This is a genomic window from Delftia acidovorans NBRC 14950, from assembly GCF_001598795.1.
GTDB classification, from domain to species: Bacteria; Pseudomonadota; Gammaproteobacteria; order Burkholderiales; family Burkholderiaceae_C; genus Comamonas; species Comamonas acidovorans.
Map to the genome: position 1 here is coordinate 39,361 of NZ_BCZP01000005.1, position 17,199 is coordinate 56,559.

Here is a 17,199-nt window from a genome sequence, read left to right on the forward strand (position 1 = left end):
GGGCGCGCCCAGGACTTTCCCCTTGGCCCCGCTGCGGCCTTGAACTAGCATGGCCTGCACCGCCCCAGCCGGGGCGGATCTTCCTTGGGCATCGATGAGCTTTCCCGTTCAGATTCCGATCCGAGTCCCCTGCCCTCCGGGCGCCTGCATCTGCGAGCACGACGCCCTGCTCGCCGACTCCATGGCCGACCAGCGCATCCTGCGCCTCACCAAGGAAGAGGAAAAACGCCTGCTGCTGCGGCTCGAACAGATCACCAGCCTGCAGGACCTGCGCCATGTGGAGCAGCGCATGTATGAGCAGCTCGGCATCCGCGTGCGCATCGAGCCCGGCGCCAGCGAAGTGCGCACCGTGCGCGGCATACAGATCGAGGTCTTGCCCATGCGCGGGCTGTGCAGCAAGACACGGCAGGCAATTCCTGCGGCGATTCGGCGGGGGATGGAGAGGACGCCTGAGGTGGCGTTTGAGTTGTTGGATGAGGGGGGGTTGTTTGGGTGAGGATTGGCAACCTCGACCGACCAGGAATCACTGGGTTTCCGCGAGGCACTCAATTCCAGCTTTGCGACTGTGGCCAGGGGCTAGCTCCAGACCTCCTCTGTCAGACGCCTCAACTCATCAACCGCCGCAGAAAAAGCCGTCTTGTCAAATACTGCTCTTTTATTTCCCGCTACCCATTCAACCGAAACAACAATACCATTTCTCACATCGATAGCACGTCCGATTCTCGCCCAACTCACCGTTTCTTCATCAACCAGCTGCTCCACCACCGCAACAGTGCAATTCATATCCATATCATCTGGACATATCATGATTGGCACTATCGTCGACGAATTTTCATTTTTTGGATTCAAAAGATACCAGGCATTTTGCAAATCGCACTCATCAATAAGCCACCCTTGGGCCGGGACAAGGCCACCCACAGTATCTTCTCCAAAGACAGCCGAGCAATCTGCCTCTTTCAACCATAACTCAAGCGGCACCCCGTCAACCACCAGAACAGGATGGGGAGCCTTCGCGTAAAGCGACATGTGCATTACAGCTTCAATAACGTTCATGTGGTGTCAAGATTTCATTTTCAGTGTCCATGACGATCGATTGTCCTTACCTCGCACAGGTCCCGTCAACCTCCTTCACCCTCCGTAGGCTCACCATCCCTGTCGCGTGACCCATGCGGGAACTCCGCCCGAAGACATGCACGCCATCGCGAGGCGACCTGCCCATGCCTACTCACCGCCACCGCAAACGCTGAGGATGCATGGCAGCACGCCTGAATCAGGATGCCAGGCTCCTCATCATGCGGCACAATCAGCCGACAGCGACCCTGAAGCCAGGTTTGAATCTACTGGAAGCACCAGCCACCCGCCTCCAACATGGAATGCCCCATCTGCACAAGCACTGATTTTCATCGCCCCGCGGAGAAATCTGCAATGGAAATATGGCACTGCAAAAACTGCGGGAATGGATGTGCAGTGCATTGCAATCACATCCCCGATCTTTCGGACGTGAAAGGCCATGACCTGTTCGTTGGAACGGCATCGGTTTCCACAGGAATAACGGGCCTTAAGGCATTGATCCAGTTAAAGAAAGCTCTTTCATTTGCAGAGCATTTTGTGCCTGCCAGACTTGATGAGCAGCACCGAGCCGGGAAACTCTGTTGGGACTTAGGATACTTTCTGGATTTTGAAGTCCAACAGGCCGAAGCAGAGTGCGAACGAATCGGAATAGCTGCGTCATTCAATAGATTGGTCTAGGCGGGCTTAATGCAGATGACAACCGGCGTGCGACGACAGACAATACCAGTCCGTGGCACAAGCTCCTGAGATCAAGCACAATCAATACGGCCGCATGGAGATAACAATGGCATTCAAGATAAATGCAGATACAAGAACCACGATCGAGAAGATTCTTGGTCGATCCATCGAAGCGGAGTGCGGTGATCTGGCCAATTATGGCGAAATCGTTGACAAGGATCTGGAGAGTTTTCGGCGGCTCTGGTCCACCGGCGCAGTGATCACAGCCAACTACCTTCTATACAGGCTGGACGGACGATACGGCCTGCAAAAGGCGATGATGTATATACATCATGTGATCGGAGTTGAGGACATGACGACGGATCAATGGCTAAAGCAAATGTTGACACTTGAGCAATAAGATGTCGAGAACTGCTTTCGGCCGATCAGACGCATCTGCGAAAAATCAGTAAAAATCACGAATTAATAAAACGGCAGACATACGGTGGCTCTCATGTCCTTGGGCGCCGAACATCCACCCATGACATTCCAGAAGACATGAATATTGAGGCACTGGCAGAAATTTTCCATGATGACAGCAACGGCCTGATTACATCCATAAGTCGTTCAGAGAAAAATGAACTCTTGATTTCGATCGAATGCGATGACTGGAAAAACTCACGAATACGCAGAGAATTCACGATGGTGTGCAAGCAATGGCTGGACACCGATGTGTGCATTTGCAGTGCAAATGCAATATCCGTATACCGGGAGCACCCCTTGCTCCTGAACCGCTCCGGAAGACAAGGCAGCCTTTACTTCTCCTCGTGCCCCCAGGATCCTTACCAAATTTATGCCCATATTTGGGAAATTCTTCATCACCACTACAAAGGCTGGCTGGCAGCATCCAGAATGATGCCGGATTCACCGGCATCCTTTCATACACTGCTTACTGGAGGCTATGGCTTGCTCTTGCGCGGTCCTATCTCTGTCCTCACCAGCGTTCGAGATCGCATTGGATCCGATTTGAAAACACAACTGATCGAAACGCATATCGTCGAAACAAGCGCGGTTGTCCTGGAAATTGGAAATCACTTCGTAATATGCGAGGAAATAGAAGTGATCGATCACAATGTTTGACCACTTCATCCAGAGGATGTCCGTCGACTGAGCCGTCCGCATCCGGCTTCTGACGGCCAGATGGGGGATTCACCACGACACTGCAGTTGAAAGTACCTTATTGATGTCCTTATACATTGCCCATTTCCTCATGAAGGAGGAGAACGTTTCGCACAGCACGCAGCCACCTTACGACGTCAACCGCAGAGAGAAACGCCATTTCATCGCGTCGCATCTGTTCGCTGCCTGCGATGCCGAGGCAGCCTACGATCGCGCCATAGGCATGCTCCCCGGCTTGAGCGACGCAAATCATGATGGGCCCGGTGATCGAACGAAAGTGGAGCCTGTTGGCATCTTCGACCTTGACGAGGTATTCGTCGCTGAGGGGCAGGTCGTAACCGGATTGAGCCAGCCATACGGTATCGATGTCGGCGTCCTGTTTATCGAGGAATTACTGTGTCAGCGCACAAGAGCCAAGCAGGAGCTGACTGTCTTCGCCGGCCCTAGGGATGGCAGGGCAAAGCAGCCCTAATTCCCCAACATCCTCGTACGTTCTCCCGCACATCCTCACTCGCCTGCTCATAGCTGAGCAGCGACTGCGAACTCCATCATCCGTATCCGAGCAGAAAACCGCCGTCGGAACCTTGAGGACTTCGGCCAGCTTGCGCACGGTACAGCAGGTACGGCTTGGGCTTGCCCAACTCATAGCGATTGATCTGTGCGCTTGCGACAAGCTGGTCGCCCCCTCAGACCCACTCGACAGCCCCCCATCTTCTTGAACGCCCTGTCAATCAGCTACGCAACTCGTAGTATCTGCATCACGAAAAACCGGCAAACATCATCCCTTTCTGAAGGAGATGCAATGTCAGATGCCAATGGAATGCTTCGTGGAGAGTCGAACCCATGAAGCACATCCCCCCATCCCCTCCCCCCGAAAACACCCACGCCCAGAAGCTCGCAACAGCACTGCATGAAATGGACCGCTTTGTGCAGCAAGGCTGTGCCGAGGTTTCCGCCCTGGCCCAGCTGGCGCTGGCCTGGCTGGAGATTCCTGAGGGCCATCAGCGGCTGGACGTGGTGGCGCAGGCGCTGGTGACCATTCGCAACAGCGCGGAATCGCTGGCGGAGTTTGCGGGCAGTGAAGCCCGGGTGATGAACTGCGAGTACGAGGACCAGGCGGAGGTGCGCCGCAGCGAGGCGGCCAAGGTGGCTGCCGAAGAGGCCGGGCATGTGTACACCGTGATGGGGCCTGGGGTGGCACGCGGCGTCAGGTAGTCCCGGATGCACTGGGGCTGCGCCCCGTTGCACCCTGCATGGCCGTCTACCCCTTGCGCGTGCGAAACAGCAGCCACAGCAGATACACCCCGCCCAGCAGCCCCGTTACCAGCCCGATGGGCAGATGCAGGCGCACGGGCGCCCACTGGCTGAGCATGTCGGCCGCCAGCAGCAGAACGGCGCCCATGGCTGCCGCCGTGAACAGGGGCACGTCGGGCGACAGGCCCAGGCGCCTGGCCACCTGGGGCGCGGCCAGTGCGATGAAGGCGATGGGCCCCGCCGCTGCCGTGGCGATGGCGGTCAGGGCCACGGCAGCCATCACCATGGTGAGCCGCGTGCGCGGCACGTTGACGCCGAGCTGGGTGGCGGCATCGTCGCCCAGCTCCAGCAGGTTGATGCGGCGGGCGCACCACAGCACGACGGGCACGATGGCGATGAAGCCCAGTGCGGCGGGCACGACATGGGCCCAGGTCCGCGCGCTGAGCGAGCCGGCCAGCCAGCGCTGCGCGGCGACGGCCCGGTCCAGGTCCCCCATGACCAGCAAGATGGTGTTCAGGCCCGAGAGCGTGGCCCCCACGCCTATGCCCACCAGCACCAGCCGGTAGCCGCCGCCAGCACGCCGCCCCCCGGACAGCGCAAGCACGACCGCCGCCGTGGCCATGCCCGACAGCACGGCGGCCAGCGATGTCCACAGCGGCCCGGCGTCACCCAGCACGATGAGCGCAATCGCCCCGCTGGCCGCGCCCGTGGTGAAGCCGATCACGTCCGGCGAGCCCAGCGCGTTGCGGGAGATGGACTGGAAGATGGCACCCGCCATGCCAAGCGAAGCGCCCACGAAGATGGCCGTGAGGACACGCGGCAGCCGCACCCGCTGCACGATGCGCTCTGCTGCGGGGTTGGAGCCCGTGCCCAGCAGGCTGTCGAGCACTTCGGCGGGGCTGAGGGACAGGGTTCCCGTGCCCAGCAGCAGCACCCCCAGCACCAGGGCCAGCACGACCAGCGCCATGCCCACGGCCAGCGGCCTGGGCCGCCAGAGAAACGAACAGGCTCCCCAGCGCACAACGGATGTGTTCACGGAGGTCTTCATAGCCTGCTCAATCGGTATCTGCACGCCACCCAGACAAAGAACGGCCCGCCGATCAGGCAGGCGACGATGCCCGCAGCCACTTCGGCAGGTGCCGCGACGACGCGGCCCAGCACATCGGCACCCAGCAGCAGCACCGCCGCGTAGAGCGCGGACAGCGGCAGTATCCAGCGGTAGTCCGGCCCGCACGAGAGGCGTGCAAGATGCGGCGCCACCAGGCCGACGAAGGCGATGGGCCCCACGGCCGCCGTGGCCGCCCCGGCCAACAGCATGACCGCCAGGCAGGCCAGTTGCGCGGTGGCGCGCACATTGACGCCCAGCGCCAGGCCCACGTCATGCCCCAGCGCCATGGCGTTGAGCTGGCCGACGATGGCCCAGGCCGCCGCCAGCCCTGCCGCCACGGCAGCCGCCAGCACGGCGGCGCTGGCATAGCCGCTGCCCTCCAGGGAGCCGGCCGCCCAGTGGCGGAAGCCGTCGAAGACTTCCGGGGGCGCGTTGAGCAGGATGATGCCGGCGCTGGAGGTGAGCATGACCGACAGGCCGGCCCCGGCCAGGACCAGGCGCACCGGGTGCGCGCCCGCGCCCCGGGACTGGCCGAACGCGAAGACGGCAGCGCCCGCCAACCCCGCGCCGGCAAAGGCGCACCAGACGTACTGGAGCACGGACGTCAGGCCGAAGGCCGTCATGCCGATGAGCACGGCCAGCGCCGCGCCGGCGTTGACGCCCAGCAGGCCCGGCTCCGCCAGGGGATTGCGGGTGACGGCCTGCATGAGCGCGCCGGCCACGCCCAGCGCCATGCCGGCCAGGATGGCCACCACGGTGCGGGGCATGCGCAGCAGGCTGACGATCAGGTGCTGGTCATCACGCAGGTCCGGAGCCCGCAGCGCGCCGAGGATGTCGGCCAGCGCAATGTCGCGCGAGCCGACGGTGATGCCGAGCACGGCGATGATGGCCAGCGCCAGCAGCCCGCCTGCAAGGCCCAGCCAACGCCTGCAGTGCAGGGGAGCGCGCGGAGCACGCGAGGCAGGCCGCGCCACCGCGCCTTGGAGCCGTGCACGCATGGCTCAGCGGAAATGGCTTGCCACGGCGTCGACCATCTGCTGCCCCGAGTAGTAGTCGATGCGAAACGAGGTCGGGCCCAGCGGATAGACGCGCCGGCCGGCAACGGCGGGCAGATTGGCCAGCAGCGGATCGTCCAGGAAGGCCTGCACATCGCCCTGCGAGGCGCCGAGCAGGAAGACGGAGTCGCCGGTGATGGCGGCCGAGAGATTCTCGCGGGAGATGAATTCGAAGTCCGAGGCGCGAGTGACCTGGGCGGCCAGCGCGGGCGGCAGGCCCTCCACCTTGAAGCCCAGTGCGGCCAGCAGCCGCGCATGGGGGCTGGCGGCGCGGCCTATGGAGTAGCTGCCGGCCAGGTTGTAGGCGACGATGCTGACGGGCTGGGCCGGTGGCGTGATGGAGGCGGCGGTCTGCGCCACATGGGCATCGAAGCGGGCAATGGCTGCGGCGGCCTGCTTCGCATGGCCCGTGATGCGGCCCAGCTCGGTGGCGATGTCCTGCCAGGACTGGCTGGAGTAGTCGACCACGACCATGGGCACGCCCTGCGCCTGCAGTTCGGGGCGGTGCTGGGCCACGCTGTCGGCCCCGGTGGCGGAGGCCACCAGCAGGTCGGGGCTGGCGCCGATGGCGGCCTCGATGTCGAATTGCAGGTTGCGGTAGAGCACCTGCACGCCGCGCTTGTCGGCAACGGCGGCCCATTGCGAGAAAAAGCCCTTGTCGTCGGTCATGCGGCTGGGCGTGGTCGCGGCGGTCGCAACGACCGGCGCATCGATGGCCAGCAGGATGCCGGTCACGCTGGGCGAGGTGGAGACGATGCGCCGGGGCAGCGGTGCATGGTCTGCGTGTGCTGCAGCCGGCGTATCCGATGTATGCGACGCATGCGATGTATCCGATGTATCCGATGTATGCGGTGCGGCGCCCGCCACGGGAACGTCGGCGCGTGGAAACCATGCAAAACAGGCCAGCACGGCCAGTGCGGCGGCCGCGCCCAGGGCGGCAAGTTGGAGTCTGTTCATCTCGATCCGAAGCGACGGGGCCGGGCGCCAGGGCGGCGTCTTCAGCGTATTCCGTATTGTAGAATTCATTCCACATTGCAAACACCGAAGGATCTATCGATTGTGGGAAATGACCGGCCATGACGCAGCGCCTGAGTGCTGATGCGGTGACGCTGCGCTACGGCGAGCGCACGATTTCGCAGGGCCTGTCCCTTGCCATTCCCGATGGCTCCTTCACCGTCATCGTGGGGCCGAACGCCTGCGGCAAGTCCACCCTGCTGCGCGCGCTGTCGCGGCTGCTGGCGCCGGTGGCCGGGCAGGTCATCCTGGATGGCCGGCACATCTCGCAATTTCCCGCCAAGGAGGTGGCGCGGCGCCTGGGCCTGCTGCCGCAAAGCGCGATGGCGCCCGAGGGCATCACGGTGGCGGACCTGGTGGCGCGGGGGCGCTACCCCCATCAATCCTTCCTGAGGCAGTGGACGGACGCGGATGAGCAGGCCGTGGCCGAGGCCATGCAGGCCACCGATGTGGCAGCGCTGTCCGACCGCCTGCTGGACGAGCTGTCAGGCGGCCAGCGCCAGCGGGTGTGGATTGCGATGGTGCTGGCGCAGCAGACGCCGATCCTGCTGCTGGACGAGCCCACGACGTTCCTGGACATCGCCCACCAGATCGAGCTGATGGAGCTGCTGGCGGATCTCAACGACGCCGGCCGTACGGTGGTTGCGGTGCTGCACGACCTCAACCAGGCCTGCCGCTATGCCTCGCACCTGATCGCCATGCGCGACGGGCGCATTGCCGCGCAGGGCGCGCCCGGGGCGATCTTCACGGAGCAGTTGGTGCAGGAGGTGTTCGGCCTGCCGGCCGTGATCATTGCAGACCCCGTGTCGGGGACACCCCTGGTGGTGCCCAGGGGGCGCAGGGCCGTGAATGCCATGGAGCGTGCCGCAGGGAACTGAGGCGCCCGGGCATTTTTCCCGGCGCGGCTTTCAAGGCGAATCTGCGCTGAAGGCCCGCCCGCCCGTGGACTGGTTGATCAGGCTGGCCTCGCGGAACAGCGCGACCCGGTCTTGCGGCGACTTGAGCTGGCCCAGGTCCGAGACGGTGGTGACCGCGCAGACGATTTCATGCTGCGCATCAAACACCGGCGCCGCCTGGCCCGTGACGTTGGACAGCAGGTGGCTGGTCATCTCGGACCAGCAGCGCTCGCGCACTTCGTCAAGCACGGCCTTGGCCGGCGGCTTGCCACGGAAATAGGCGGGCTGCTGGCGCCGTGCGGCGTCGATGGTGGCCTTGGGCAGGAAGGCCTGGAACACCAGGCCGCAGGCGGTGTTGTCTATGGGCAGGATGTCGCCCAGCGCCAGCGGGTTGATCGAGAAGTAGGCGCTGCGGTACCAGCGCACCAGGGTCGGCCCGCGGTCGGTCCAGATGGCCACGCCGCCGCTGAGCGCATGGCTGTGCGTCAGCGCCTTCATGCGCTGCGCCGCAATCTCCACCGCATCCACACGCTTGAGCGCGCCAATGCCGATGCTCAGCGCCGCGCTGCCCAGGTCATACAGGCCGCTGGCCGGGTCCTGCTTGGCCAGGCCTTCCTTGACGAGGCTTTGCAGGTAGCGGTGGGCCGTGGAGCCCCCCGTTCCCGTTCGCCGGGCCACCTCGCCCAGCGCCAGCTCGCTTTCGGCATTGGCCAGGACCATGAGAAACCGGGTGGCGATGGAGACGGACTGGATGGTGCCGGAGCGCTTCTCGCCGGCTGTCGTCTGAGGTGTTGTTGTTTTCAAGGGCTGGGCTTTCTTGCCTGTACCAGGCGCATCGCAGGTGGGGGCGCAGGCGCCGCCGGTGTCGATGATACCGGCTCTGCCGAAGGCTCTGCACGGGTGCGCGCACACCATTTCGCCGCTGTTTTTTTCTTCCGCATGTGGGAATGCATTCCCTACTGTGGAATTTCAATGCATGATGGCGACCTTTGAAAAATACGAATCATTCTCATCAAAGGAAGATGCTGTGAAGCTGTGTTTCCATCGCAGGCTCCCGTCCCGGGCGGGCGCCATCGCACTCTCTACCCTGATGGCGCCGGCCGGCGCCTTTGCACAGGGCGCATCGGGTTCCGGGGGGGAATCCAACGCGCTTGAAGCGGTCGTGGTCAGCGGAGAAAAGGTCAGGCGCGAACTCAAGGACACGGCCTCCTCCGTGTCGGTCAAGGCCGGCAAGGACCTGGCCCGACAGGAATCCGGCAACGCCTCGGTCCACGAGGTGCTGCACGACGTGCCCAACGTGGTCTACACCGACACGGTGGGTGCGCCCATCATCCGCGGGCAGGACACGCAGGGGCCCAACAACGGCCAGAACGTCTTCTGGGGCGGCACGGTGCCGCGCGCCACCATCAACCTGGACGGGCACTACCTCAACTACAACGAGATGTTCTTCGGCGCGACCTCGGTCTGGGATGTGGAGAGCATCGAGGTGTTCCGCGGCCCGCAGACCACCTCGCAGGGCGCCAATGCCATTGCGGGCGCCATCGTCGTGAACACCAAGGACCCCAGCTTCAAACGCGAAGGGGCCTACCAGCTGGAGGCGGGCGACTACCACTCGCGGCGTGCGTCCATCGCCGTCTCCGGCCCCGTGGGCGAGGAGCTGGCCGCGCGGCTGGCCGTGGACTACTCGGGGCGCGATACCTTCATCGACTACACCAATCCGCAGTTCCAGCGGGGCCAGGCCGATCAGGATTTCCGCGCGCTGAACGCACGCATGAAGTTCCTGTGGCTGCCCAGCCGCATTCCGGGCCTGGAGGCCAAGTTCACCTATTCCCACAACGACAGCAACCGCCCCAGCCAGGAGGCGGCGTCCGCTCCGTTCAGCGCGCTGGAGCACTGGACGACAACCATGCCCAGCTGGAAGCAGAAGACCGACACCGGCATCCTCGACCTCAGCTACGAGCTGGGCAACGGCGTGCGGCTGGTCAACCAGTCCCAGTATTCGCGCTCGTCCGTGCAGCGCTATACCGGCATTCCCGGCGAGGGCGATGCCGATATCCGCCAGAACAATGTCTCCAATGAGTTCCGCGCCCTGGTGGGCAGCGACAAGAACCGCCTGAGCGGCTTCGGCGGCGTCTACTACGCGCGCACCGGCACGGACGAAAGCCTGCTGCTGCGCGGCCTGTCCGCCTTCGACGACACGAAGAAGAACCTGGGCGTCTTCGGCGAGCTGAACTGGCGCCTGGCCGACCGCTGGACCCTGACCAGCGGCCTGCGCTACCAACAGGACGAGGTGGTGCGCACCGGCACTTCGGTGCTGGCACCCACCGCCCTCGACTACACGAAAACCTTCTCGGCACTGCTGCCCAAGCTGTCCCTGGCCTATGCCGCCACACCGCGCTGGACCGTGGGCGCGCTGGTCAGCCGGGGCTACAACCCGGGCGGTGTGTCGCTGAACCTCACCAGCCGGCAATGGGCGTATTTCAAGAAGGAGTCGATCTGGAACTACGAGCTGTTCAGCCGCGCCAGCCTGCTCGATGACCGGCTGATGCTCAACACCAACCTGTTCTACATGGACATGCGGGATGCGCAGTACAACATCCCCGTGGTCATCTCCCCGGGCGTGGCCCAGTCCTACACCATCAACGCGGAGAAGGCCCATGCCTACGGCTTCGAGCTGGGCGCCGACTACCGCGCGCTGGACAACCTGCGGATCAAGGCCGGCGTGGGCGTGCTGCGCACCCGCATCGAGGAGATGGGCAGCAACCCCGGCTACGAGCACAACCGCTTCGCCCGCTCGCCCGGCTACAACCTGAGCCTGGGCGTGAGCTGGGACGCCAGCCCCCGGTTCAATGTCTCAGGCCAGGTGCGCCATCTGGACGGCTACTACTCCGATACCGCCAACACGCGCGCCTATGCGGTCGGCTCCAACACCATCGCCGACCTGCGCATGACCTATGCCTACAGCGCGCGCGTGCAGCTGTACGGCTATATCAAGAACGTCTTCGACAGGCGCGCACCGACGTACCTGCAGCAAAACCGCGGCATCGGCGGCATCGAGGCCAGCATGACCGCGCCGCGCATGATCGGCGTGGGCGTGCGGGGAACGTTCTGAGATAGGAATAACAGCAGACATGACAACCCGCAAACCCCTGCACATCGGCCTTTCGCTGGCCCCCACCTGGCTGAGCGGCGACGCCTGGCGGCGGCCCGGCAGCAATATCGAAGGGCTGTACTCCAGCGACTTCGCTCTGGACCTGGCCCGGCGCGCCGAGGCTGCGCACCTGGACTTCGTCTTCCGCCCGGACGTGAGCTTTCTGCCCATGGAGGCGCTGGAGACGGGCGCGGGCTTCGCCAGCCTGGACCCCACGGTGCTGATGGCCGCGCTGGCGCGCGAGACCTCGCGCATCGGCCTGGTGTCCACGGTATCGACCACGTTTTTCCCGCCCTATGCGGTGGCGCGCCAGCTGCAATCGCTGCACTGGATCAGCAACGGCCGCGCCGGGTGGAACATCGTCACGGCCCTGCAGGGCCACGAGAACTTCGGGCTGCAGGCCATGCCCGATGCCGATGAACGCTATGCGCGGGCCGCAGAATTCACCGACGTGGTGCGCCGGCTGTGGGCCAGCTTCCCCAACGAGGCCTTGAAGATCGACCGGGACAGCGGCCGCTACGCCGACGCCTCGCTGGTCCACCCCATAGACCACGAGGGACCGCACCTGAAGGTGCGCGGCCCGCTGAACCTGCCGGAGTTCGGCGGCCCGCGCATTCCTCTGGTGCAGGCGGGCGCGTCCAGCACCGGGCGCGACTTTGCCGCATCGGTGGCAGACATTGTTTTCGCCCCCACGCCGGACCTGGACGCGGCGCTGGAGCTGCGCCGGGACCTGTCTCGGCGCGCCCAGCGCCATGGCCGCCAGGCGCAGGATGTGCGCCTGCTGCCCGGCCTGAGCCTGTACCTGGCCGACACCCGCGAGCAGGCCCGGGAGATGTTCCAGCAGACGCACGGCCGGGTGGACAGGGGCCGCAAGCTGGCATCGATCAAGGCCATGGTCGGCCTGGACCTGACGGACTGGCCCGCAGACCGGCCGATCACCGCAGCCGACCTTCCGCCGCCCGTGGCAACCCCGTCCAGCCGCACGCATGCGGGCCTGCTCAGGCGCCTGATGGAGCGCGAGTCATTGCGCATCGACGAGCTGCTGCTGCGGCCGGAAATCCTCTCCGCCGCGCACTGGCAGGTGGTCGGCACGGTGGACGATGCCGTGGCGCAGATCACCGAGTGGAGCGCCGCTGGCGCCATCGACGGCTTTCTGGCCGCGCCCGGCGGCTCCGTCGAGTCCCTGCATTGCGTGCTGGAGCAGCTGGTGCCGTGCCTGGTGGAGGCCGGCCTGTTCCGCTCCCGCTACACGGGCACCACGTTCATGGAGCACCTCGACGAGTCGAGGTAGGGGCTGCGCCCTGCCCGCGCCGGGCCTTCACTGCGCCCGCGTGTCGGACCCGCCATCGGGCTCGAACGCAAAGCCCACGCCGTACACGGAGCGAATCCACTCATGGCGGTCGTCCGCCGCCTTGAGCTTTTTGCGCAGGTTCTTGATGTGGCTGTCGATGGCGCGCTCGTTCACGTCCAGCGTGTCGGCGCAGGCCAGCTCCAGCAGCTGCGCGCGGGAGTACAGGCGGCCGGGCTGGCGCATCAGGGCCTGCAGCAAGGTCAGCTCCCGCTTGGTCAGCGGCAGCACGCTGCCGTTGAGCATGGCGCGGCCCTGCTCAGGCAGCAGCGTCAGGCGTTGCTGCGCGGGGCCGGGGCCGGCACTGCGGCGCAGCACGGCCTTGACGCGGGCCACGACTTCGCGCGGGGCGAAGGGTTTGCAGATGTAGTCGTCCGCGCCCAGCTCCAGGCCCAGCAGGCGGTCCATTTCCTCGACACGCGCAGTGAGCAGGATGACGGGGCTGGCGCTGTGTGGGCGGAACTGGCGCAGGATGTCCAGGCCGTCCAGCCCCGGCAGCATGATGTCCAGCACGGTGAGGTCGGGCGGGGAGCGCAGCATGCGGTCCAGCGCCTCGCGCCCGTGGCGGATGTGCTCGACTTCGTAGCCTGCATGGCGCAGGTAGTCGATGACGATGGCGGCCATGTCGGTTTCGTCTTCGACCAGGAGGATGCGGGCAGGCTTCATGGCGCGGGATTTTCCAGCAAGGGCAGCCACAGCGTGATGCGCAGGCCGCCCAGCGGCGAGGCAGCGGCCTCGATGCTGCCGCCATGGGCCTGGACGATGGTGCGGCAGATGGCCAGTCCCAGGCCGGAGCCGCCCAGGCCATCGCCGTCGCGCACGCGGGAGGCGTCCACGCGGTAAAGGCGGTCAAACAGGCGCGGCAGGTGCTGGCTGGCCACACCGGGAGCCGTGTCGTCCCAGCACAGCTGCAGCATGCTGCGGTCCTGCATCTGGACCATTTCGGCAGACACCTGCAGCCGCCCGCCCGCAGCCGTGTAGCGCAGGCTGTTTTCCAGCAGGTTGGCAAACACCTGGTGCAGCCGGTGCGGGTCGCCCTGCACCAGCGGCGGCGGAACGCGCGCGGCCAGCTGGTCCACGGTGGAGCGGTCCAGGCCAATGCCGACCTGCTCGAAACCGGGCCGCGCGCCGTCCAGCGCCTCGCCCAGCAGGGTCAGCACATGCACGGGCACATGGCCCGAGCCGTGCAGGGCCTGCGGGTCGTCCAGGCTCACGCGCAGGTCGCTGACCAGCCGTATCAGCCGCATGATCTGCCGGTGCAGGCGCAGCGCCATGCGGTCGTCCATGGGCAGCACGCCGTCCTGCACGGCCTCGACCTCGGCGCGCATGGTGGACAGGGGCGTGCGCAGCTCATGCGCCACGTCGGCCAGCCAGCGCTGGCGCGAGGCCTCCATGGTGGCCAGTTGCACGGCCATGTCGTTGAAGGTTTCCGCAAGGCGGGCCAGCTCCGCATCGCCCTTGATGGCCACGCGCGTATCCAGCCGCCCGGCCGCAATGCCGCGCAGGCCATCGACAAAGGCGGTCAGCGGCTCCAGCCAGCGCCGCGTGAGCCAGGCCGACAGCAGCAGCGCCAGCAGCAGGCCGGCCAGCCCGGTCCAGGCCACAAAACCCATCTGCTGCGCGAGGAAGGCGCGGTCCAGGTCGCGCTGCATGCCCTGCCCGGTCTGCACGGGGGACAGCACGATCTCGCCAATGGCCTGACCATTGGCTGCGCGCAGAACGCGATGCGCCGCGCCTGGCTGCGGCGCCATGCCGGAGATGAGCTGGCCCTGGGCATCCAGCAGGCCCACGCGCGCCCACGGGCCGCCGAACGGGCGGTCTGGCGGCGGGCCTGGGCGGTCTGTACGGTCTGTACGGTCGGAGCGATCTGATCGATCTGAGCGATCGGCAGGCTCTCCGCCTTCCGGCCCAGGTGGCGGCGGAAACTCCGGGCCCGGGCCCGGACCGTGGCTTCCCTCAAAACCAGGCCTCGGCTCCGGCATGGGCATGGGCATGGGGGGCCGTGGCCCGGGCTCGCCCGCAGGAAAGCCCCGGCCCATGCCTGCGCCCGGGCGCACCATGTCGCGCCAGAAACCGGGGTTGGCGCGCGCCGCATCCCAGCCGCCGTTTTGCTCATGGTGCTGGACCAGCCGCTCGGCCAGCCCGTCCATGCCGGTCAGCTCCACCTCGGCCATGTAGGGCCCCAGGCCCCTCTGCAGCCCCAGGCGCGAGAACCCGAGAAACACCAGCAGCAGGGCCACCAGCAGCACGGCCAGGGCGAAGAAGGCCTTGTGCTGCAGCTTCAGGCGTGGGAGGCGGAGGCTCATTCAGTCCCTGCGTCAGACGGCAATGCCGATGGATATCGTGGCGGTGTGGCCATTGGTGGTGTCTCCGGTGAAGGTGGGCGTCTGCCAGGCGATCTGCTCGCTGGTGTTGTCGCCGAAGACATTGTCCGATGTCACGCTGACCCGCGACAGGTTGGAGACGCTGGCGCTGTAGCCGCTGACACCGGCATAGACGGCGCTGGCCACGTCCTTGGGCATGGCCATCTGCGAGGTCAGCAGCTTGTTGGTGTAGCTGCCGGCCGTGTTGAGGCTGCGGAACACCTCGAAGTGCATGTGCGGCCAACGCCCGTCATAGCAGCCCGGGAAGATGGTCACAAAGGTGCATTCGCCATTGCTGTCCGTCGCCTGTACACCGCGCAGGAAGTTCTGGTTGAGCAGGTCGGTGGAGTACAGCGAATACTCGCCCTCGCGGGTGCAGTGCCACAGGTAGATGGCATAGCCTTCCAGCGGGCTGCAGTTGGTGCTGACGTTGACCAGGGTGATCTTGAGCGTCAGCGGCAGGCCCGCAGCCGTGCCGCTCATGCCGCCAAAGCTGCTGCGCAGGTCGCTGCGCACCACGCCGCTTTGCGACAGCACATTGACCAGGCTGCCGCGCGAGCCGTTGGAGCCGTCGGCGGGGTAAGGGCCTTCGGTTTCCGTGGGATCGACCATGCAGGTGGTGGTCGTGGTTCCCGTATCTGTGCCCGTACCTGTGCCCGTGTCGGTGCCCGTTCCTGTCCCGGTTCCTGTGCCGGTCCCTGTCGAATCACCGGAATCACCTCCGCCACCACCGCAGGCGGACAAGAGCGCGGCAGCGCCACCGGCAGCCATCAGGCCCAACAGGCGGCGGCGCTCGGACAGGCGGCGCGCCATGACTTGCAGATCGTGCTGAAGGCCCAGGTCGTGGGCTAGATCATCGGCATCGTGAGAGTGGTTCATGGGGATGGCTTTTCATGAGGGCCTGTGCGCAGGCCCGTGGGGTTGCAGACAGCCCGGCGGCGTGGCCCGCCGGGCCACGCGATCACTGCTGCGGATGGGGCGGCGGCCCGCCTGCGCCGGGTCCGCCGGCCGGCATGGCCACCAGCTGCCCGTTCAGGCTGCGGCAGGTGCCGGCCAGCGTCTTGCCATCGGGCATGGTCAGCGTCACGCTGTCGCCCTCGGCCTTGCCCTGGCAGGCCGTATAGGCCTCGGGCGGCGGCGACGGCGGATTGCCGTGCCCCCCGTGGCCCTGCGCATGGCTGCAGGCCGCCGCGAAGGCCGCCACAGCCAGCACAAGGGCCGGGCGAACGCGTGAAGCGTTGGTTTGCGAGAAATCAATCATGGTCTTTTCCTGGAGTTGCACAGGAATTCTTGCGACCAATCTGGGGGGAAATTGGGAGAAGTGACCGTGATCGAAATGCAGGCGGCAGGCGGCAGGCGGCAGGCGGCAGGCGGCAGGCGGCAGGCGGCAGGCGGCAGGCGGCAGGCGGCAATGATCGCCCCTACAGCCTGGAAGGCCAGCAGCTCAGCCTGGCCCAGTTGAAAAACGCGCTCTCCAGGAAATGGACATCAGCCCCCGATGCCAACAGCACGGCACGAATTGCCGTACGGGTCGATCCCGATGCGCCATGTCAGCACTGACAATGACTCAGATTTCCCTGTACTGCGGCACTGCGCTCAGCATTTAATTGAATCAGAGATAGTAAAAAGATAATCCAAGCCCAAGTTTCCAGGCCTGATTTCCTCCAGATGTTTTTGAAAGCAATTCGAATCTACATCGTCTCCATCCCGACCGTCCCAAAAATCATAAAGCTCAAGAACTTCTTTTGCCTCGTCAATCTCGGCTTGTGTAAAACCTCGTGCGTGAGCCAGACCAGGAGATGTGAGCACAGACAAAGAAATTGCAAGCCCAGCGATGCTGAGCCTGAAACACCTCGACATTTCTATCGCGAAGTTATCATGCATAGTCATTCCTCCTGTTCAAAATTGATATGACACACCTTTACCGGATATTTCAACAGAATGAACCAGCCATCACCTCACCCAGATTCAAGCACACTTCACAATAATTCATCCAATACGGATCAGATATTGACAATTTGAATCCGATAGATGTATTTCAAATGACGACGTGTCGCTGGTTGCAGCGTCTGGACAGCGCAAGCCTGTGTCCGAAGACACCCA

The 17,199-nt window shown here is 64.9% G+C and carries 18 protein-coding genes; 8 read left to right on the forward strand and 10 right to left on the reverse strand.

The window, feature by feature from the left end:
- Positions 1–49 precede the first annotated feature (49 nt).
- Positions 50–496 carry a hypothetical protein gene (locus DA1_RS07800; RefSeq protein ID WP_080736842.1) on the forward strand — a complete coding sequence of 149 codons (447 nt, stop codon included), beginning with the start codon at positions 50–52 and terminating at the stop codon, positions 494–496.
- Positions 497–576: 80 nt separating this feature from the next.
- On the opposite strand, the gene DA1_RS29515 is transcribed toward DA1_RS07800, so the two are convergent.
- A complete protein-coding gene (locus DA1_RS29515; RefSeq protein ID WP_080736841.1) occupies positions 577–1,053 on the reverse strand; it encodes a hypothetical protein in 477 nt (158 codons plus the stop codon).
- 748 nt (positions 1,054–1,801) lie between these two features.
- Here DA1_RS29515 and DA1_RS07805 point away from each other — a divergent pair.
- From DA1_RS07805 to DA1_RS07820, 4 genes are all read left to right on the forward strand, one after another.
- Positions 1,802–2,149 (forward strand): hypothetical protein, encoded by a 348-nt coding sequence (locus DA1_RS07805; RefSeq protein ID WP_230590761.1) that lies wholly within the window; start codon positions 1,802–1,804, stop codon positions 2,147–2,149.
- 137 nt (positions 2,150–2,286) lie between these two features.
- Positions 2,287–2,868, forward strand: a complete 582-nt coding sequence (locus DA1_RS30280; protein ID WP_155294211.1) for a hypothetical protein — start codon at positions 2,287–2,289, stop codon at positions 2,866–2,868.
- A gap of 130 nt (positions 2,869–2,998) precedes the next feature.
- Entirely contained in the window at positions 2,999–3,379 is a 381-nt protein-coding gene (locus DA1_RS07815; RefSeq protein WP_155294210.1) for a hypothetical protein, read from the forward strand.
- Between the two features lie 371 nt (positions 3,380–3,750).
- Positions 3,751–4,122: a hypothetical protein gene (locus DA1_RS07820; protein ID WP_034392430.1), complete on the forward strand. Its 372-nt coding sequence runs from the start codon at positions 3,751–3,753 to the stop codon at positions 4,120–4,122.
- A gap of 46 nt (positions 4,123–4,168) precedes the next feature.
- On the opposite strand, the gene DA1_RS07825 is transcribed toward DA1_RS07820, so the two are convergent.
- From DA1_RS07825 to fepB, 3 genes are read right to left on the reverse strand one after another with little or no spacing between them, the layout of a single operon-like run.
- Positions 4,169–5,209, reverse strand: a complete 1,041-nt coding sequence (locus tag DA1_RS07825; protein WP_034392427.1) for a FecCD family ABC transporter permease — start codon at positions 5,207–5,209, stop codon at positions 4,169–4,171.
- The gene (locus tag DA1_RS07830; RefSeq protein WP_017403985.1) at positions 5,206–6,267 is read right to left on the reverse strand and encodes a FecCD family ABC transporter permease; all 1,062 of its coding nucleotides are present in this window, start codon (positions 6,265–6,267) and stop codon (positions 5,206–5,208) included. Before DA1_RS07830 ends, DA1_RS07825 begins: the two co-directional genes overlap by 4 nt.
- Positions 6,268–6,270: 3 nt before the next feature.
- Positions 6,271–7,281, reverse strand: coding sequence for a Fe2+-enterobactin ABC transporter substrate-binding protein (gene fepB / locus DA1_RS07835; RefSeq protein ID WP_034392424.1), 1,011 nt, complete (start codon positions 7,279–7,281; stop codon positions 6,271–6,273).
- Between the two features lie 119 nt (positions 7,282–7,400).
- Here fepB and DA1_RS07840 point away from each other — a divergent pair, with 119 nt between their 5' ends.
- Positions 7,401–8,216: an ABC transporter ATP-binding protein gene (locus DA1_RS07840; RefSeq protein WP_034392420.1), complete on the forward strand. Its 816-nt coding sequence runs from the start codon at positions 7,401–7,403 to the stop codon at positions 8,214–8,216.
- Between the two features lie 30 nt (positions 8,217–8,246).
- Here the strand turns inward: DA1_RS07840 and DA1_RS07845 are convergent, their stop codons facing one another.
- Complete coding sequence (locus tag DA1_RS07845; RefSeq protein WP_155294209.1) at positions 8,247–9,038, reverse strand: IclR family transcriptional regulator; 792 nt, start codon at positions 9,036–9,038, stop codon at positions 8,247–8,249.
- Between the two features lie 358 nt (positions 9,039–9,396).
- On the opposite strand from DA1_RS07845, the gene DA1_RS07850 reads away from it, so the two are divergent.
- A complete protein-coding gene (locus DA1_RS07850; protein ID WP_230590759.1) occupies positions 9,397–11,346 on the forward strand; it encodes a TonB-dependent receptor in 1,950 nt (649 codons plus the stop codon).
- Positions 11,347–11,365: 19 nt separating this feature from the next.
- Complete coding sequence (locus tag DA1_RS07855) at positions 11,366–12,676, forward strand: NtaA/DmoA family FMN-dependent monooxygenase (RefSeq protein ID WP_034392414.1); 1,311 nt, start codon at positions 11,366–11,368, stop codon at positions 12,674–12,676.
- 27 nt (positions 12,677–12,703) lie between these two features.
- On the opposite strand, the gene DA1_RS07860 is transcribed toward DA1_RS07855, so the two are convergent.
- The 5 genes from DA1_RS07860 to DA1_RS30290 all read right to left on the reverse strand — a co-directional run bounded on the left by DA1_RS07860 (position 12,704) and on the right by DA1_RS30290 (position 16,980).
- Positions 12,704–13,399, reverse strand: a complete 696-nt coding sequence (locus DA1_RS07860; protein WP_012204984.1) for a response regulator — start codon at positions 13,397–13,399, stop codon at positions 12,704–12,706.
- Positions 13,396–15,039 (reverse strand): ATP-binding protein, encoded by a 1,644-nt coding sequence (locus DA1_RS07865; RefSeq protein WP_034392411.1) that lies wholly within the window; start codon positions 15,037–15,039, stop codon positions 13,396–13,398. The genes DA1_RS07860 and DA1_RS07865 overlap by 4 nt, the downstream gene beginning before the upstream one ends.
- Before the next feature lie 12 nt (positions 15,040–15,051).
- The gene (locus tag DA1_RS07870) at positions 15,052–15,975 is read right to left on the reverse strand and encodes a dioxygenase family protein (RefSeq protein WP_034392408.1); all 924 of its coding nucleotides are present in this window, start codon (positions 15,973–15,975) and stop codon (positions 15,052–15,054) included.
- 82 nt (positions 15,976–16,057) lie between these two features.
- The gene (locus DA1_RS07875; protein WP_013802880.1) at positions 16,058–16,357 is read right to left on the reverse strand and encodes a hypothetical protein; all 300 of its coding nucleotides are present in this window, start codon (positions 16,355–16,357) and stop codon (positions 16,058–16,060) included.
- 335 nt (positions 16,358–16,692) lie between these two features.
- Entirely contained in the window at positions 16,693–16,980 is a 288-nt protein-coding gene (locus DA1_RS30290) for a hypothetical protein (protein WP_155294207.1), read from the reverse strand.
- Positions 16,981–17,199 lie beyond the last annotated feature (219 nt).

Bases quoted from the DNA above. Each gene is read 5' to 3' on its own strand.
- DA1_RS07855 (WP_034392414.1), top strand. From the start codon at position 11,366: ATGACAACCCGCAAACCCCTGCACATCGGCCTTTCGCTGGCCCCCACC.
- DA1_RS07800 (WP_080736842.1), top strand. From the start codon at position 50: ATGGCCTGCACCGCCCCAGCCGGGGCGGATCTTCCTTGGGCATCGATG.
- DA1_RS07820 (WP_034392430.1), top strand. From the start codon at position 3,751: ATGAAGCACATCCCCCCATCCCCTCCCCCCGAAAACACCCACGCCCAG.
- DA1_RS07870 (WP_034392408.1), bottom strand. From the start codon at position 15,975: ATGAACCACTCTCACGATGCCGATGATCTAGCCCACGACCTGGGCCTT.
- DA1_RS29515 (WP_080736841.1), bottom strand. From the start codon at position 1,053: ATGAACGTTATTGAAGCTGTAATGCACATGTCGCTTTACGCGAAGGCT.
- DA1_RS07840 (WP_034392420.1), top strand. From the start codon at position 7,401: ATGACGCAGCGCCTGAGTGCTGATGCGGTGACGCTGCGCTACGGCGAG.
- DA1_RS07860 (WP_012204984.1), bottom strand. From the start codon at position 13,399: ATGAAGCCTGCCCGCATCCTCCTGGTCGAAGACGAAACCGACATGGCC.
- DA1_RS07815 (WP_155294210.1), top strand. From the start codon at position 2,999: ATGAAGGAGGAGAACGTTTCGCACAGCACGCAGCCACCTTACGACGTC.
- DA1_RS30290 (WP_155294207.1), bottom strand. From the start codon at position 16,980: ATGCATGATAACTTCGCGATAGAAATGTCGAGGTGTTTCAGGCTCAGC.
- DA1_RS07825 (WP_034392427.1), bottom strand. From the start codon at position 5,209: ATGAAGACCTCCGTGAACACATCCGTTGTGCGCTGGGGAGCCTGTTCG.
- DA1_RS07865 (WP_034392411.1), bottom strand. From the start codon at position 15,039: ATGAGCCTCCGCCTCCCACGCCTGAAGCTGCAGCACAAGGCCTTCTTC.
- fepB (WP_034392424.1), bottom strand. From the start codon at position 7,281: ATGAACAGACTCCAACTTGCCGCCCTGGGCGCGGCCGCCGCACTGGCC.
- DA1_RS07830 (WP_017403985.1), bottom strand. From the start codon at position 6,267: ATGCGTGCACGGCTCCAAGGCGCGGTGGCGCGGCCTGCCTCGCGTGCT.
- DA1_RS07875 (WP_013802880.1), bottom strand. From the start codon at position 16,357: ATGATTGATTTCTCGCAAACCAACGCTTCACGCGTTCGCCCGGCCCTT.
- DA1_RS30280 (WP_155294211.1), top strand. From the start codon at position 2,287: ATGAATATTGAGGCACTGGCAGAAATTTTCCATGATGACAGCAACGGC.